Genomic DNA, 16,647 nt, shown 5'->3' on the forward strand with positions numbered 1-16,647 from the left:
GGCGCCGGTCGGGGCCAAAGGGCCCCACCTAGGCGCGGGTTGTCGGATTCGCCATCCCTGTAAAGCGTCAGGCTAAACATTCAATTCCCGGGCGATGCCGTGAAGACGCCATGATCGACGTGTGAGTTTCCTCACTCGCCGAGGGACAAACCGGTCAATCGCCACCCTCAACCCAGGCCGACCAAACGGACATTACTCCACTGAACCAATCATTCCGCTCCTGATCATCTCGACTGGGACACGGTATGAGGGCCCTTGGCTCGTAGGCATACGCCCGGTATGTACGAGATCCCCTTACACACCTCGTGACGTGGCCCTCACATGCTGTCACGGAGGTCACAGCCTGGTACTCGGCCCTTGTTGGAGATCCTGCACTGTGCTGGAATTCCTCGGACCGCCGCAGAATCACGAAATGGCGCGCAGGGGCGCAGCACAGCGCCGAGTGGCGGCGGGAAGGGGGAACCTGCGCCGGTCACTCAGACCACATACAAGAGGCGCATCTGCGCCTCTGTACAACGCCGACACCGTCCCGCCGTTCCAGCGGAGGGGCGCCTGGTCCAGAGGTTGCGACGCTAGTGCAGGGACGTTTCAAGAGGGATGGCAGCGCTTCGGCGGAGCCGGAGCCGCGCGGCGGGACCGACCGCGGTTCCTCGCCCCAGCACGCCCAGAACCCGGGACCGGCAGAGGTCGGTGGCAGCGGTGAACACTCCGCTCGCCCCGGCGCGAAGCCCAAGGCTCCCGCCACCACGACGGCCGCCACGCCGCCGAGCACACCGGGCCCCGGCTCGCGCGTAGCTCTGCGGAACTGGCGCATCTCGACACGACTGGTCTCGCTGCTGGCGCTCCCCGTGGTCGCCGCGACCTCGCTGGGCGCGCTGCGCATCAACGAGTCGATGGACAACATCAAGCAGCTCGACAACATGCGACTGCTGACCGAGATGACCAAGCAGGCCACCGAGCTCGCCAACGCGCTCCAGAAGGAGCGCGACGAGTCGGCCGGCCCGCTGGCGCACGGTGCGCTGGCCAACGACTACACGGTCAAGCAGGACCGCGACGACACCGATGTCGCGAAGAAGCACTTCCTCGAAGGCACGCAGCAGGTCGACGACGCCACGTCCCAGGGCCAGTTGTCCGGCGTGCACGACAGCCTCGTCGGCGTCGTCAGTGAGCTGTACAAGCTCAACCAGATCCGCAGCGACGCCTACAACGACCCCCAGAACTCGACCCAGACGGTGGACGCGTACCACCGCCTGGTGACCGAGCTCCTCGCGCTCTCGCAGGACATGGCCGAGGCGACCAGCAACCCGGAGATGATCCAGCGCACCCGCGCGCTGGCCGCCTTCTCCGCGGCCAAGGAGTACGCCTCCGTCCAGCGAGCCATCATCGCGTCCGCGCTTCCCGAGCAGCCGAAGACCTTCGGTGTGCTCTCGAAGAACGACCAGCAGTACGCGCTCTCCGCCCAGGAGAGCCAGCTGTCGGAGACCGAGAGCTTCAAGAACATCTACGGCGTGGGCAGCGCGAACCTGCTCCAGCCGATCGAGGGCGACAACCCGACGATCAAGGCCGCCGACAAGTACTCGCAGCGCGTGCTGAGCAACCAGGACGGTCTGAGGTCGCAGAACAAGCGTTCTTACAAGGACTGGATCGACGACGACTCCGCCAAGATCGAACTGATGGGGAAGGTCGAGACCACCCTCCTCGGTGAGATGGAGCAGAAGGCCCGAGAGCTGCGCAACCAGGCCCAGAGTGAAGCGATCATCTCCGGTGTCCTGATCCTGCTCGTCCTCGGTGTCTCGCTCGTCGGCGCCTTCGTGGTGGCCCGCTCCATGATCCGCTCGCTGCGGCGTCTGCAGGACACCGCGACCCGCGTCGCCCAGAACCGTCTGCCCGAGCTGGTCAAGCAGCTCTCGGAGTCGGACCCGCAGGACGTCGACACCTCCGTCGAGTCGGTCGGTGTCCACTCCCGGGACGAGATCGGCCAGGTGGCCGCGGCATTCGACGACGTGCACCGCGAGGCCGTCCGACTCGCCGCCGAGCAGGCCCTTCTGCGAGGCAACGTCAACGCGATGTTCACCAACCTCTCGCGCCGTTCCCAGGGTCTTATCCAGCGTCAGCTCTCGCTCATATCCGAGCTGGAGTCCCGTGAGGCCGACCCCGACCAGCTCTCCTCGCTGTTCAAGCTCGACCACCTCGCGACCCGTATGCGCCGTAACGGCGAAAACCTTCTCGTTCTCGCCGGTGAAGAGCCCGGTCGCCGCTGGACCCGCCCGGTCCCGCTGGTCGACGTCCTCCGCGCCGCCGCCTCCGAGGTGGAGCAGTACGAGCGCATCGAACTCTCCTCGGTCCCGACCACCGAGGTCGCCGGCCGGGTCGTCAACGACCTCGTCCACCTGCTCGCGGAGCTGCTGGAGAACGCCACGTCGTTCTCCTCCCCGCAGACCAAGGTCAAGGTCACCGGTCACGCCCTGCCCGACGGCCGGGTGCTGATCGAGATCCACGACACCGGTATCGGTCTGTCCCCCGAGGACCTGGCCGCGATCAACGAGCGGCTCGCCGCTCCGCCCACGGTGGACGTCTCCGTCTCCCGCCGCATGGGTCTGTTCGTGGTCGGTCGTCTGTCGCAGCGTCACGGCATCCGCATCCAGCTCCGCCCGTCCGACTCCGGTGGTACGACCGCGCTGGTCATGCTGCCGGTGGACGTCGCGCAGGGCGGCAAGAAGCCCATGCCGAACAAGCCGGGCCAGGGTGTCTCCGGCGGCGGTCCCGCGGCGGCGCAGGCCTCGGCCGGTCTGGCCGCGGCCCGTCAGTCGAACGGCTCGCTCGGCGCCGGAGCCCCCACCGCTCCCGGTGGACCCCTCGGGGCCCCGCCGCAGCGCGGACAGGTCGGCGCCGGCCAGGGTCCGCGGGCCGCACTGCCCGGCAGCAACCAGGGCGGTCGCCCGGGTGCTCCCGGCCAAGCGCGTGGTCCGCAGGGCCAGGGTGGCGGCCAGCAGGGCAGGCAGGCTCCGGCCGGTGCGAACGCCTTCGGGCAGAGCCCGCAGGGCTACCAGGCCGGGAACGGCATGCCGCAGCAGGGCTTCGGCGACGGATCCCCGAACGCGTTCGGTGACACCTCCGGTGGCCGCCAGAACACGTTCGGCAACGGATCCGGCGCCGGTCAGAACGGCTTCGCCGACAGCGCCCCCGCTCCCGCGGCTCCCGCGGCACCCGCCGCGCCCGCGAAGTCGGGTGGCAAGGGCAGCCGTCGCCGGCCGCAGCTTCCGGGACGCGGTGGCGCGCGCGCCGAGCTGCCCGGTGGCAACACGGGTTCCCGCTCGCCGAGTTGGAGCGACGACAACGCGCAGCCGCCGGTTCCGCGTACGTCCCTCGACACCCCGCGCGGTCACGAGGACCCCGACTCCACGTCGCGGATGCCCCGGATCGACGACCGCCAGAACCCCGCCTCCACCGCGGAGTTCGCCCGTCCCGACTTCGACGCCCCGCGCCCCGGCGCGAGCGCGCCGCAGAACAACGGCCAGAACAACGGCCAGTACGGCTACGGTTCCGGCAACCAGTCCGCCGGCCAGAACCCGGCCGGCACAGGGCAGTACGCCGCCCAGGGCTACGGAGCCACCCAGAGTCCGTCGTCCACCGGCCAGTTCGCCCAGCCGGGCTACGGAGCGACCCAGGACCCCGCGTCCACCGGGCAGTTCGCGTCGCCCGGGTACGGCAACCGGCAGGACTCGTCGTCCACCGGGCAGTACGAGCGGCCGGCCACCCCGCCGCCCGCCCGTCCGCAGCAGCAGCCCGAGGCGCTTCCGCCGGCCTCGAACCCCGGTGACGGCCGTACGCCGCTGTACGACACGCTGGAGACCAACTGGTTCCACGGTCAGGCGAACGGCTCGGACGGCGCGCCGGTCAACGGCATCCCCCAGAGCAACGGTTCCCAGGGATCCACGCAGGCTGTCCCCCAGCAGCCGCAGAATCCCCCGGCTCCGCAGCAGCGGCAGGCCGCCGCACCGGCCGCTACTTCGTGGCGCAGTTCTCCGAACGACGATCTCGTCAAGCAGGCGGAGCGCGCCCGTAAACCGTCGGCAGGCGGGGTCACCACCTCAGGCCTGCCGCGCCGAGTCCCGCGAGCCAACCTCGTCGCGGGCACGGCACAGCAGCAAACGCACCAAAGCGGTCCGCAGGTCTCACGTGCGCCTGATGACGTACGCGGCCGGCTGACCAATCTCCGTAGGGGCATTCAGCAAGGTCGACAGGCCGCTCCCAACGGCCAGACCGGCACCTTCCCCAGCCCCACTCACCAGCAGGAGCGTTAGTTGAGCCCGATGAGCCAGGCGGCACAGAACCTGAACTGGTTGATCACCAACTTTGTGGACAACACCCCCGGGGTGTCCCACACCGTCGTCGTGTCCGCCGACGGACTCCTTCTGGCGATGTCTGAAGGCTTCCCCCGCGACCGCGCGGACCAACTGGCGGCCGTCGCCTCCGGACTCACCTCGCTGACTGCCGGGGCTTCCCGGATCTTCGAAGGTGGAGCGGTGGCCCAGACGGTCGTGGAGATGGAGCGCGGTTTCCTCTTCCTGATGTCGGTTTCGGACGGATCGTCCCTCGCGGTCCTCTCCCACCCGGAGTGCGACATCGGTCTCGTCGGCTACGAGATGGCACTGCTCGTCGATCGTGCGGGCGCTGTCCTCACGCCGGACCTGCGTGCCGAACTACAAGGCAGTCTGCTTCACTGACCGCCGCCGGATCCAGACACCGCACGAAATCACCGTCCGGCCGCCACAATCCCCCCACCGGCCCCAACAGACGGCACGACTGACCGACTTGCTGTCCCGCCCGGAGGATTCATGACCCCGCCCACCGCCTCTCATGACCCGTACGCTGAGCCGTACGGGGACGAGGGCGACCAGCCGCTGGTACGTCCGTACGCGATGACCGGCGGCCGGACCCGGCCGCGGTACCAACTCGCTATAGAGGCCCTGATCAGCACCACGGCCGATCCGGCCCAGCTGATGGGGCTGCTCCCCGAACACCAGCGCATCTGCCACCTGTGCCGGGAAGTGAAGTCGGTGGCCGAGGTGTCGGCCCTCCTGTCCATGCCTCTCGGTGTGGCCAGGATCCTCGTCGCGGACCTCGCGGAGGCCGGACTCGTCGCCATTCACCAGCCTGGCGGCGATGAGAACAACGGCGGCGCGCCGGCCGTGACACTGCTCGAAAGGGTGCTCAGTGGACTTCGCAAGCTCTGACGGAGGCCGGGCGACCACCTCCGCGAAGATCGTCGTAGCGGGTGGCTTCGGTGTCGGCAAGACCACGTTCGTGGGCGCCGTCTCCGAGATCAACCCGCTGCGCACCGAGGCCGTCATGACCTCCGCCTCGGCGGGCATCGACGACCTCACCCACACCGGGGACAAGACCACCACCACGGTGGCCATGGACTTCGGCCGTATCACCCTCGACCAGGACCTGATCCTGTACCTCTTCGGTACGCCGGGCCAGGACCGCTTCTGGTTCATGTGGGACGACCTGGTCCGCGGCGCCATCGGCGCCGTGGTCCTGGTGGACACCAGGCGCCTCGCCGACTGCTTCCCGGCGGTCGACTACTTCGAGAACAGCGGCCTGCCGTTCGTCATCGCCCTCAACGGCTTCGACGGACACCAGCCGTACAACCCGGAGGAAGTGCGCGAGGCACTTCAGATCGGTCCGGACGCTCCGATCATCACGACGGACGCCCGACACCGTGCGGATGCGAAGAGCGCTCTGATCACCCTGGTCGAGCACGCCCTCATGGCCCGGCTGCGGTAGCAGCCAAGTAGACGACTCCATATGGAAGTTGTCGTAGACGCATTGGAGCCGACTGTGTCATTTGACACGGTCGGCATCAGTGTTCATAACGTTTCGACAGAGAATTTCACTGGCCCCGACACGCATCGCGGTCGACTGGTGCCACTGCGCTCATAAAAGCCCTGCCTTTTGGCGGGGCTCGCTCTTTATGACCGTTTTATCTGTGGCGAGTGCCACTCGGAATCATCGATTCCGAGTGTTTGGAAGGGCGCCGCTTGACGTGCTGGAATGCGCTGAACTGCCCAGTAGTCAAGGGCGCTGGTAGATACCGCGGCACAACGTAGGTGCCGACGCCGAGAGGTTGTTGGTCGAGTGAGGCGAAGCATGAACGGTCCCGAGCCGTCGGCACGGGGCAACTTCACCCCGCCGCCGCGCGGAGCGGCGCCCGCACAAGTGCCCGGCCCGGAGCCCATGCCGGCGCCCGCGCCGAGCGGGAGCCGATTCTCCCCGCGCAACTGGCGAGTGCCGACCAGACTGAACGCGATCCTGCTCATACCCGTGGTGGTCGGCCTGGTCATGGGCGGCTTCCAGGTGAAGAGCTCGATCGACACCTGGCAGGAGGCGCAGGACGCCGAGAAGACGGCCCGCCTGGTGCAGGCCGCGCTGAACTACGGCGACAAGCTGTTCGTCGAGCGTGACCTCAGCGCCTACCCGCTGCTGGCCGGCAAGGGCCAGAAGGACCCCACGGTCGTCAAGCTCCGCAAGCAGACGGACCTGGCCGCCGACGCCTTCGACCAGGCCGCCCAGGACATGCCGAAGACGCCGGGCCTGGAGCGACGCCTCGCCGTCTTCCGCAACGTCGAGCCCGGCCTCACGCTCCTGCGGCAGGCCGCGTACACCACCAAGCTTCCCGGTGTGAAGACCGAAGAGGGCTACCTCCAGATCCAGCACCCGCTGATGGAGTTCGCCAACGAGCTCGGTCTGGGCACCGGAAACATCACCAGCTACGGCCGTACGGTCTACGCGATCTCGCTGTCCAAGGCCGCGCTGTCGCTGGAGCGATCCATCGGCATGCACATGCTGATCAAGCCGGGTCCCGATCTGCCCAGTCAGCGCGTCGCCCTCTCCTCGTACGCCTATCTCGAAGGCATCGCTGTCGAGGAGTACATCGGTGGTGGCACCGAGGCCGACGCGGCCAAGCTCAACGACGCCCAGGCGCAGATCAAGACCGATCTGACGAAGCAGGCGCAGGACGCCGCGTCCGCCGACCCGAACTACGTGAAGCCGCCGTCGAACCCGACCGAGATGGTCACGGATCTGGCGAAGCTCGCGTCCCCCCTGGAGAGCGACCGCGCCGCGCTGGCCGCGAAGGGTGTCACCGCGCAGAACTGGATGGCGGTCAACACCGCCAAGTACAACGCGTACCGCCAGATCGAGTCGGACCTCGCCGACAAGGCGGTGGCCGAGGCCGCGGACATCTCCGACACGGCCAAGACCGACGCCTTCATCACCGGCGCCATCGTCGTGATCGCCCTGCTCGCCGCGTTCATCCTGGCCGGCATGGTGGCCCGCCAGATGAGCCGCGCGATGCGCCAGCTCCGCAACGCCGCCTTCAACGTGGCCGAGCAGCGCCTGCCGATGCTGGTCGACCAGCTCTCGCGCACCGACCCCGGCCGGGTCGACACCCGCGTGCAGCCGATCCCGATCACCACCACGGACGAGATCGGCGAAGTCGCCCGCGCCTTCGACCAGGTCCACCGCGAGGCCGTACGACTGGCCGCCGAGCAGGCCCTCCTGCGAGGCAACATCAACGCGATCTTCACCAACCTCTCGCGCCGCAACCAGTCCCTGATCGAGGGCCAGCTGACCCTGATCACCGACCTGGAGAACAACGAGGCCGACCCGGACCAGTTGGAGAACCTCTTCCGCCTGGACCACCTCGCGACCCGTATGCGCCGCAACGGCGAGAACCTCCTGGTCCTCGCCGGCGAGGAGCCCGGCCGCCGCTGGGACCAGCCGGTCCCGCTGGTCGACGTGCTGCGCGCCGCCTCCTCCGAGGTGGAGCAGTACGAGCGCATCGAGCTCTCGGGCGTCCCGGAGGCCGAGATCCACGGCCGCGCCGTGACCGACCTCGTGCACCTGCTCGCCGAGCTCCTGGAGAACGCGACCACGTTCTCCTCCCCGCAGACCAAGGTCCGCGTCACCGCGACCCGTCTCCCCGACGGCCGCATCATGGTCGAGATCCACGACAAGGGCATCGGCCTCACCGCCGAGGACTTCGCGGACATCAACCACAAACTGGCCAACCCGCCGACCGTGGACGCCGCGATCTCGCAGCGCATGGGCCTGTTCGTGGTCGGCCGGCTGTCCGACCGCCACGGAATCCGCGTCCAGCTGCGCCCCTCGGGCGAGCAGGCCGGTACCACCTCGCTGGTCATGCTCCCCGACGCCATCACCCACGGTGGCGGCGGTGACTACCAGCCGATGCGCGACGAGTTCACCGTGTCCCAGATCATTCCCGAGCAGCAGTCGTTCCAGGGCGAGAGCTTCGGCGTGCAGCAGCAGAAGCCTGTGCTGACCGCCGCGGACCTCGGTTTCGACGACAGCCGCTACGAGGTGCCGGACGACGCCCGCGATCTGGACCCGGTGGGCCGCTCCCTGATGCGCGAGGAGCGCCGGGCGGCCCTGGAGGCCCAGGCACAGGGTGCCGAGGCCGTCGAGGCCCCTCAGGCCTACGCCGAGGGCTTCGAGGCCCAGCCCGCGTACGACAACGGGCAGCCGTCCTTCAACGGCACCCCGGCGTTCGACGGCGGCCAGGGCGTGCACGAGGAGCAGCAGACCACGTACGAGCAGCAGACGTCGTACGAGGAGCCTCAGCAGGCTGCGTACGACGAGGCGTACTTCCCGTCCAACGGCGGCTACCCTGAGCCCTCCTACACGGAGCCGGTCCAGCCGGAGCACGCGGGTATGGGCGGCGTGGCCCCCGAGTCGTTGTCCGCCTTCGGAGAGCCGACCTACCAGGACGACTGGCCGCAGCAGGACTCGTACCAGGGCGCGTATCAGGGCGGCTACGCTCCGCAAGCGGAATCGCCGCAGGTCGCTGACGCACCCGAGCAGGACAGCGTAGGCTTCGGTCGTCCGGGTCCGGCCCCTTCGGCCGCCCACACGATGACCAACGCGGGACTGCCCCGCCGCGGAGCCGCCGCAGCCGGTAACGGCCGGCGCCCCGCGGAACCCGCGAGGGAGCAGTCGGCACCCGCCCCCTCCGGGGGTATCGGTGACGACTGGCGATCGTCCAACGACGATCGGTGGCAGCGCGCCGAGCAGCTCAAGAAGCCCAAGGCGGGCGGGGTCACCTCGTCCGGTCTGCCGCGGCGGGTGCCCAAGGCCAACCTGGTCGAGGGAACCGCGGAATCGACCCCCCAGGGCGGCCCCCAGGTCTCCCGCGCTCCTGAGGACGTCCGGGGCAGGCTGAGCAACCTGCGTCGCGGCGTGGAGCGGGGACGCAATGCAGGTAGTGAGACGAACGGTCAGGGCCTCGGTTCTGACAGCACCTACAACCAGGAGCGTTAGTGTGAGCCCGATGAGCCAGGCGGCACAGAACCTGAACTGGTTGATCACCAATTTCGTGGACAACACCCCCGGGGTGTCGCACACGGTGGTGGTCTCCGCCGACGGACTCCTTCTGGCTATGTCCGAAGGCTTTCCCCGCGACCGCGCCGACCAGTTGGCGGCCGTCGCGTCCGGTCTGACCTCGTTGACCGCGGGCGCGTCCCGTATCTTCGAGGGCGGCCACGTGAACCAGACTGTTGTGGAGATGGAGCGAGGATTCCTGTTCCTCATGTCCGTTTCGGATGGTTCTTCACTCGCAGTACTTGCACACCCTGAGGCGGACATCGGTCTCATTGGGTACGAGATGGCGCTTCTGGTGGACCGTGCGGGCACGGTTCTCACTCCGGATCTTCGTGCGGAGCTCCAGGGCAGCCTTCTCAACTAATAGACAGACGGTGCGAATTGGCGTCCCGGGGCCGTAAGGTTTCGGGACGCGGTCCCACACGTTGGGTGCCCGGCACAGTCGGAGGAGGAGAGAAAGTGGTAACACCCCCAGGCGGTTCGTCTTCGGGCAATTGGTCGTACGGCCCCGGCCAGGGGCAGGGCGGCCAGGGTGACGGTTCACAGAACCCGAACCGGTACAACTTTCCCTCCGCACCCAGCCAGCGACAGCCGTACCCGCCCCAGGGTCCGCAGGGCCCCGGGCCGTCTCCGTACGACCAGCCGCCGGCACCGCGTATCCAGCCCGTACAGCCGCAGCGACGCTCACCCGAGTCGTCGCCCGCCGGGTCGTCGAGCAACCCCCTGGTGCGTCCCTACGCCATGACGGGTGGCCGCACCAGGCCCCGCTACCAGCTCGCCATCGAGGCACTGGTGCACACCACCGCGCAGCCGCACCAGATGCAGGGCCAGTTGCCCGAGCATCAGCGCATCTGCAACCTCTGCCGGGAGATCAAGTCGGTGGCCGAGATCTCGGCCCTGCTGACCATCCCTCTCGGTGTAGCCAGGATCCTCGTCGCCGACTTGGCGGAAGCGGGCCTGGTCGCCATTCATCAGCCGGGCGGCGACGAGAGCGCCGGCGGCCAGCCAGCCGTGACATTGCTCGAAAGGGTGCTCAGTGGACTTCGCAAGCTCTAGCGGAGGGCCTTCCCGCTCCACCACGTCCGCGAAGATCGTGGTGGCGGGCGGCTTCGGCGTGGGCAAGACCACGTTCGTCGGCGCCGTCTCGGAGATCAACCCGCTGCGCACCGAGGCCGTCATGACGTCCGCCTCGGCGGGCATCGACGACCTCACGCACACCGGCGACAAGAAGACGACGACCGTCGCCATGGACTTCGGCCGTATCACGCTCGACCAGGACCTGATCCTGTACCTCTTCGGTACGCCGGGCCAGGACCGCTTCTGGTTCATGTGGGACGACCTGGTCCGCGGCGCCATCGGCGCGATCGTCCTGGTGGACACCCGCCGTCTCGCCGACTGCTTCCCGGCGGTCGACTACTTCGAGAACAGCGGCCTGCCGTTCGTCATCGCCCTCAACGGCTTCGACGGCAACCAGCCGTACCAGCCCGAGGAAGTGCGCGAGGCACTTCAGATCGGCCCGGACGCTCCGATCATCACGACGGACGCCCGCCACCGCGCGGACGCCAAGTCGGCTCTGATCACGCTGGTCGAGCACGCGCTGATGGCGCGCCTCCGCTAGCGCGGCCCTCCTTCGCGACAACGGCCCCTGTTTCTCCACACGGAGAAACAGGGGCCGTTGTCATTCCCCGGGCCGAACTCCTGCCCGGTACAGCCCGGTTGGACGGCGAGCCGGCGCGTATCCCCCGAATGCCCGCCACAAGGGCCTCTGTTGGCCCTTGGAGGGACTTGGAGGGACTTTGAGGGCTTGGGCCCCGTCCTGGATGCCCGGAGGCCGCGGTGCCCCTGGTGGACCCCCGGGGTGCCCAGGCCGGGCCGGCCCCGACCCTGACCGGCCCCGGGATCCGGGATCCGGGATCCGGGATCCGGGCTCCGGGGCACCCCGGCGGACCCCCGGACGCACCGCAGCCCCGCTCTCCACAGGGGAGAACGGGGCTGTCGGCGTCGGATCTCAGCGCCAGCTGTGCGGCGCCCGGAAACCGGGCTCCCGCTCCAGGCGGCGCCAGCCCGCCTTCCGGTGGGCGCGGTGGGCAGGGGTGGCATCAGTGGGAGCGGCTGCGGCACGGGCCAGGAGGATCGCCGTGATGGCGGCGACTTCTTCGGGCTCGGCGTGGCCCTTCTCGACGCGGATGTCAGCGTTGCTCATAGGTTTCAGTCTCCATGAGAGAGGTTTCCGCGGCGGTACCGCGGAGAATCCGCAGGGTTACTGCGGGGGGTTGCCGTGCTTGCGGGAGGGCAGGTCCGCGTGCTTGGTGTGCAGCATCGCGAGCGACTTGATCAGGACCTCGCGGGTCTCGGCGGGGTCGATGACGTCGTCGACCAGACCGCGCTCCGCCGCGTAGTACGGGTGCATCAGCTCGGCCTTGTATTCCTTGACCATGCGGACGCGCATCGCCTCGGGATCGGCGGCATCGGCGATCTGACGGCGGAAGATGACGTTGGCGGCACCTTCGGCGCCCATCACGGCGATCTCGTTCGTCGGCCAGGCGTAGGTGAGGTCGGCCCCGATGGACTGGCTGTCCATGACGATGTAGGCACCTCCGTACGCCTTGCGCAGGATGAGAGAGATCCGCGGCACCGTCGCGTTGCAGTACGCGTACAGCAGCTTCGCGCCGTGCCGGATGATCCCGCCGTGCTCCTGGTCGACACCCGGGAGGAACCCAGGCACGTCCAGCAACGTGATGATCGGGATATTGAAAGCGTCACACATCTGGACAAAGCGCGCAGCTTTTTCGGATGCCTCGATGTCGAGGACACCCGCCAGGCTCTGCGGCTGGTTGGCGACGATGCCGACGACCATGCCGTCGAGGCGGGCCAGGGCGCAGATGATGTTGCGGGCCCAGCGCTCGTGGACCTCCAGGTAGTCGCCGTCGTCGACGAGCTCCTCGATGACCTTGGTCATGTCGTACGGGCGGTTGCCGTCGGCCGGGACCAGGTCCAGCAGCACCTCGCTGCGGCGGTCGGCCGGGTCCGCGGAAGCGGCACGCGGCGGGTTCTCGCGGTTGTTCTGCGGGAGCATCGACAGGAGGTAGCGCACCTCGGCGATGCAGGTCTCCTCGTCGTCGTACGCGAAGTGGCAGACGCCGGAGGTCTCCGCGTGGACGTCGGCGCCGCCCAGGCCGTTCTGGGTGATCTCCTCGCCCGTCACCGCCTTGACCACGTCCGGACCGGTGATGAACATCTGCGAGGTCTCGCGGACCATGAAGACGAAGTCCGTGAGCGCGGGCGAGTAGGCCGCGCCGCCGGCGCACGGGCCGAGCATCACGGAGATCTGCGGGATCACGCCCGAGGCCTTGGTGTTGCGCTGGAAGATGCCGCCGTAGCCGGCGAGGGCGGAGACGCCCTCCTGGATACGGGCACCGGCGCCGTCGTTCAGGGACACCAGCGGCGCACCGGCCGCGATGGCCATGTCCATGATCTTGTGGATCTTCGTGGCGTGGGCCTCGCCCAGCGCGCCGCCGAAGATGCGGAAGTCATGGGCGTACACGAAGACCGTGCGCCCCTCGACCGTGCCCCAGCCGGTGATGACACCGTCGGTGTACGGCTTCTTGGACTCCAGGCCGAAACCGGTCGCCCGGTGCCGGCGCAGCTGCTCGACCTCCTGGAACGAGCCCGCGTCCAGCAGCAGCTCGATGCGCTCCCGGGCGGTCAGCTTGCCCTTGGCGTGCTGCGCCTCGGTCGCCTTCTCGCTGGGGCCGCGCAGCGCCTCCGCACGGATCGCGTGCAGCTCCGCCACACGTCCGCGCGCGTCGGTCGGTTCGGCGGTGGGGCTGGTGGAGCTGGCGGTGTCGGCCTCGTCCAAAACGGTCATGTAGCGACCATACGAAGTCCACCAAGGAAACAGGCCCGTCGACTCTGCACAGTCTCCGGACCGTTTTCCTGGTGCCCCTGAACAGAACCGCCATCACATGCAGGCGTTCCGACTGCCCAGAGGGGCTTGGGCTTGTGGAGATCACACAAACCACTCGACCGAGAGCCTGCTCACATCCGCGAGGGGCGCATGCCGTCACCGGGGTGACGCGGACCCCCGTTCGGCGGTCCGCGTCACCCCCGGGGACTCCGGACCGGTGCCGCGGGGCACGGGCCGGAGGTCCACGCGCGCGCGGGAGGACCGGACGCATGTGACCCGCCGTGACTCGAAGCGTACTCTCCGGATGATGTTGAAAGTTGAACGGAATAGGTCTACGGTTGCCCTTGTTGAGCTCGTTGAACGTTCAACAGACTGACGCCGTGGTTCCGACCCGAACCACGGCCCGTCCCCTCAAGGAGCACCTCATGGGCATCTTCGGCCGCAAGACCACCGACACCGCCGAGTCCGCGGGCACCGCGACGATCACCGCCGTGAACCCGGACCTGGCCGCGCTGACCGGCGACTACACGCTCGACCCCTCGCACTCGACGATCGGCTTCGTCGCCCGGCACGCGATGGTGACCAACGTGAAGGGCAAGTTCAACGACTTCGAGGGCACGCTGCACCTGGACGGCGGCGACCCGGCCCGTTCGACCGCGTCCCTCGACGTGAAGATGGACAGCATCGACACCGGCTCCGCGGACCGCGACGGGCACCTCAAGAGCGCCGACTTCTTCAAGACCGACGAGTTCCCGGCGATGACCTTCCGGTCCACCAAGGCCGAGGCCCTGGGCGGCGACGACTACCGGATCACCGGTGACCTGGAGATCCTCGGCACCACCCGGCAGATCACCATCGACCTGGAGTTCAACGGCTCCGCGAAGGACCCGTTCGGCAACGAGCGCGTGGGCTTCGAGGGCAAGGCCGAGATCCTGCGCTCCGACTGGGGCCTCACCTGGAACGCGGCCCTGGAGACCGGCGGCGTCCTCGTCTCCGACAAGATCAAGCTGAACTTCGACATCTCGGCGATCAAGAACGCCGGCTGAGCCACCGGGCCACCCCGGCCCGGGCCGGTTCCGCCGGCCCACCCCGGCCGACCCGTTCTCCCCCGCGACACCCCGAGCGCGCCCGCCCTCCTGCTCCGCATACGGAGAGGGCGGGCGCTCCGGCGTCCACGGACCCGCCGAGCCTCAAATCCGCGCACCCATGCTTCCCCCACCCCTTCAGGGTCACGGTTCACAGGCGGGGACCCGGCGCCGCGGTGTCCGGGGGCGGGGTAAATCCGGTGCGCGGCCGCGACCCGGTGGTTAGCCTCCGGACATGAACTGGCTGCCCCCTGACTTCGTCCATCCCGCGCGCGTCGAGGTGCCGGGCGGATGCCATCTGCGTCCGATCACCGGCGCGGACGCCGCCGTCGACTATCCGGCCGTCATGGGGTCGCGGGAGCGGCTGTGGTCAATCTTCGGAGAGGCGTGGGGCTGGCCCGCGGAGACGATGACGTACGAGGCGAATCTGAGGGACCTGGAGCGGCACGAGGCGGAGATCGCCTCCCACCGGTCCTTCAACTACGTGCTGTTCGACGCCACCGGCACCACCGAGTACGGCTGTGTCTACATCGACCCGCCGGAGCGGACGGGCGCCGACGCGGAGATCTCGTGGTGGGTGGTCGACGAGCGGGTCGGCACCGCCCTGGAGCGGGACCTGGATCTGCTCGTGCCCCGGTGGATCGCCGAGGACTGGCCCTTCCGGCGGCCGCGGTTCATCGGACGCGACCTGTCCTGGCAGGACTGGCTGGCGCTGCCGGAGGCGTAGGACGGACGCCCGGACCCGCGGGTCTCAGAAACCTCCGCCGAAGTCCCCGCCCCCTCCGAAGTCGCCTCCCCCGCCGTCCCCGAAGCCGCCGCCGAAGTCGCCGGGGTCGAAGTCGGCTCCGGAGACGTCGCCCCCGGCGTAACCGCCGCCGAAGTCGCCGTACCCGGTGCCGTAGGCGGCTCCGTACCCCGGGCTCGCCATCATGCTGCCGAGTACGGTCCCGAGGAGGAGGCCGGGCAGCACGCCGCCACCGAAGTATCCGCCCGCCCAGGGGCCGTACGCCGGACCCGCGTCCCAGTACGGACGGCGGCCGTGGTCCGTCTCCACCTCGCGGATCGCCGGGTCCTCGCCGCCGACGAGGCGGATCCAGTCCGCCTTGCAGACCGGGACCTCGCGGGGTGTTCCGCCGGCGGGTGTCCAGGCCGCGTCCACGACGGACGGGCCGTGCCGGGGGTCGAAGAAGCAGGGTGCGCGGCGCTCGGGGACAGGGCGGCCCTCGCGGCGCGCGGCGAGCACGGCGAGCGAGAAGCGGCCCTCCTCCAGGGACTGGGTGACCGCGCGTACGTCCTCGGGGCGCTGGGCCTTGGCCATGAAGGACTTCGCCTGTTCGTAGGCATCCAGCGCGCGTTCGTAGTCCGCCCGCATCGCGTCGTCGGCGCCCGCCTCCGCGGGGTGGAAGTCGAGCCGGTCCAGTTCCTCGCCGAAGGCGGTGATGTCCTCGTCGACGACCACGCGGAGCCTGTCGAGCGCCGCCCGCTGCTCGTCCTCCTTGCGTCGCCGGTTGCGGCGCACGACCGTGTACGCGCCCGCGCCGCCGACGACGGCCACCGCGCCGACCGCGATCAGCGCCCCGGTGGAGACGCCTCCGGCGTTCCCTCCGCCGCCCCAGCTCGCGGGGGCCGAACCGTGGATGTTGGCGAGCGCGCGGTCCGTGAAGTCGTTCAGCTGGGTGTTCGCGTCCGACACGCCCTGGACGCTGGTGACGAGGTTCTGCACGGCCGAGCGGGACATCACCGAGGAGTCTGCGCGGGCGTCGAAACGGTCGCCGAGCCTGATCTCGTAGAGGCCGGTGACACCGGTGGCGGTGCGCAGGTTCTGGAAGAGGTTCTGGGTGGGGAAGTTCGCGGGGAGCACGGCGACGAAGACCGGTCTGTCGGCCTTCTTGATCTTGGCGGCGAGGGCGTCGGCCTCCGGCGCGGAGAGCTGCGCGGAGGCGGCCGGGTCCACGTAGACGGGGCTCTCGCGAAGGGCCGCCGCCACGGTGGAGACGCTGGTGGCCGCGTGGGCCGGGGGCGCCGGGAACCACGCCATCGCCAGGGCCGCGAGTATCAGTGCGACCAACAGGCCTGGAAGTCCTCGGGTACGTGCGGCCCTCATGCCTTGAAGCTACCCGAACCAGAGCAAAACTGGACATCGGGAGGACGGTGTCCCGCCGCGGTCGGGGCCGGCCGAACCCATCGGCGCCGGGCCCGCCCGCCGTGGAGCACACCATCGGGCCGGCGCCCCGCAACGATCCGATTCCG

13 protein-coding genes are annotated in these 16,647 nt (G+C 69.2%); 10 read left to right on the forward strand and 3 right to left on the reverse strand.

Annotation, left to right across the window (positions count from 1 at the left end):
• The first annotated feature begins 575 nt into the window (after positions 1 to 575).
• The 8 genes from OHT01_RS12540 to OHT01_RS12575 all read left to right on the forward strand — a co-directional run bounded on the left by OHT01_RS12540 (position 576) and on the right by OHT01_RS12575 (position 11,023).
• On the forward strand, positions 576 to 4,304 hold the full coding sequence (locus tag OHT01_RS12540) for a sensor histidine kinase (protein WP_328553220.1): 3,729 nt from the start codon (positions 576 to 578) through the stop codon (positions 4,302 to 4,304).
• Positions 4,305 to 4,313: 9 nt separating this feature from the next.
• Entirely contained in the window at positions 4,314 to 4,727 is a 414-nt protein-coding gene (locus tag OHT01_RS12545; protein WP_266765867.1) for a roadblock/LC7 domain-containing protein, read from the forward strand.
• A gap of 111 nt (positions 4,728 to 4,838) precedes the next feature.
• A complete protein-coding gene (locus OHT01_RS12550) occupies positions 4,839 to 5,237 on the forward strand; it encodes a DUF742 domain-containing protein (RefSeq protein ID WP_328553221.1) in 399 nt (132 codons plus the stop codon).
• Complete coding sequence (locus OHT01_RS12555) at positions 5,218 to 5,793, forward strand: GTP-binding protein (protein WP_028802395.1); 576 nt, start codon at positions 5,218 to 5,220, stop codon at positions 5,791 to 5,793. Before OHT01_RS12550 ends, OHT01_RS12555 begins: the two co-directional genes overlap by 20 nt.
• Before the next feature lie 351 nt (positions 5,794 to 6,144).
• On the forward strand, positions 6,145 to 9,345 hold the full coding sequence (locus OHT01_RS12560; RefSeq protein WP_328553222.1) for a sensor histidine kinase: 3,201 nt from the start codon (positions 6,145 to 6,147) through the stop codon (positions 9,343 to 9,345).
• A gap of 10 nt (positions 9,346 to 9,355) precedes the next feature.
• Complete coding sequence (locus OHT01_RS12565) at positions 9,356 to 9,769, forward strand: roadblock/LC7 domain-containing protein (protein WP_261709979.1); 414 nt, start codon at positions 9,356 to 9,358, stop codon at positions 9,767 to 9,769.
• A gap of 95 nt (positions 9,770 to 9,864) precedes the next feature.
• Complete coding sequence (locus OHT01_RS12570) at positions 9,865 to 10,461, forward strand: DUF742 domain-containing protein (RefSeq protein ID WP_328553223.1); 597 nt, start codon at positions 9,865 to 9,867, stop codon at positions 10,459 to 10,461.
• Positions 10,442 to 11,023 (forward strand): GTP-binding protein, encoded by a 582-nt coding sequence (locus OHT01_RS12575; RefSeq protein ID WP_151472110.1) that lies wholly within the window; start codon positions 10,442 to 10,444, stop codon positions 11,021 to 11,023. Before OHT01_RS12570 ends, OHT01_RS12575 begins: the two co-directional genes overlap by 20 nt.
• A 390-nt stretch (positions 11,024 to 11,413) precedes the next feature.
• Here the strand turns inward: OHT01_RS12575 and OHT01_RS12580 are convergent, their stop codons facing one another.
• Positions 11,414 to 11,608, reverse strand: a complete 195-nt coding sequence (locus OHT01_RS12580; RefSeq protein ID WP_328553224.1) for an acyl-CoA carboxylase subunit epsilon — start codon at positions 11,606 to 11,608, stop codon at positions 11,414 to 11,416.
• A 57-nt stretch (positions 11,609 to 11,665) separates the two neighbouring features.
• Positions 11,666 to 13,273: an acyl-CoA carboxylase subunit beta gene (locus OHT01_RS12585; RefSeq protein WP_328553225.1), complete on the reverse strand. Its 1,608-nt coding sequence runs from the start codon at positions 13,271 to 13,273 to the stop codon at positions 11,666 to 11,668.
• Between the two features lie 464 nt (positions 13,274 to 13,737).
• Here OHT01_RS12585 and OHT01_RS12590 point away from each other — a divergent pair, with 464 nt between their 5' ends.
• Positions 13,738 to 14,358 (forward strand): YceI family protein, encoded by a 621-nt coding sequence (locus OHT01_RS12590; RefSeq protein WP_328558099.1) that lies wholly within the window; start codon positions 13,738 to 13,740, stop codon positions 14,356 to 14,358.
• 274 nt (positions 14,359 to 14,632) lie between these two features.
• Positions 14,633 to 15,124: an N-acetyltransferase gene (locus OHT01_RS12595; RefSeq protein ID WP_328553226.1), complete on the forward strand. Its 492-nt coding sequence runs from the start codon at positions 14,633 to 14,635 to the stop codon at positions 15,122 to 15,124.
• 24 nt (positions 15,125 to 15,148) lie between these two features.
• Here the strand turns inward: OHT01_RS12595 and OHT01_RS12600 are convergent, their stop codons facing one another.
• On the reverse strand, positions 15,149 to 16,501 hold the full coding sequence (locus OHT01_RS12600; protein WP_328553227.1) for a hypothetical protein: 1,353 nt from the start codon (positions 16,499 to 16,501) through the stop codon (positions 15,149 to 15,151).
• Positions 16,502 to 16,647 lie beyond the last annotated feature (146 nt).

This window comes from Streptomyces sp. NBC_00358, from assembly GCF_036099295.1.
GTDB lineage: Bacteria > Actinomycetota > Actinomycetes > Streptomycetales > Streptomycetaceae > Streptomyces.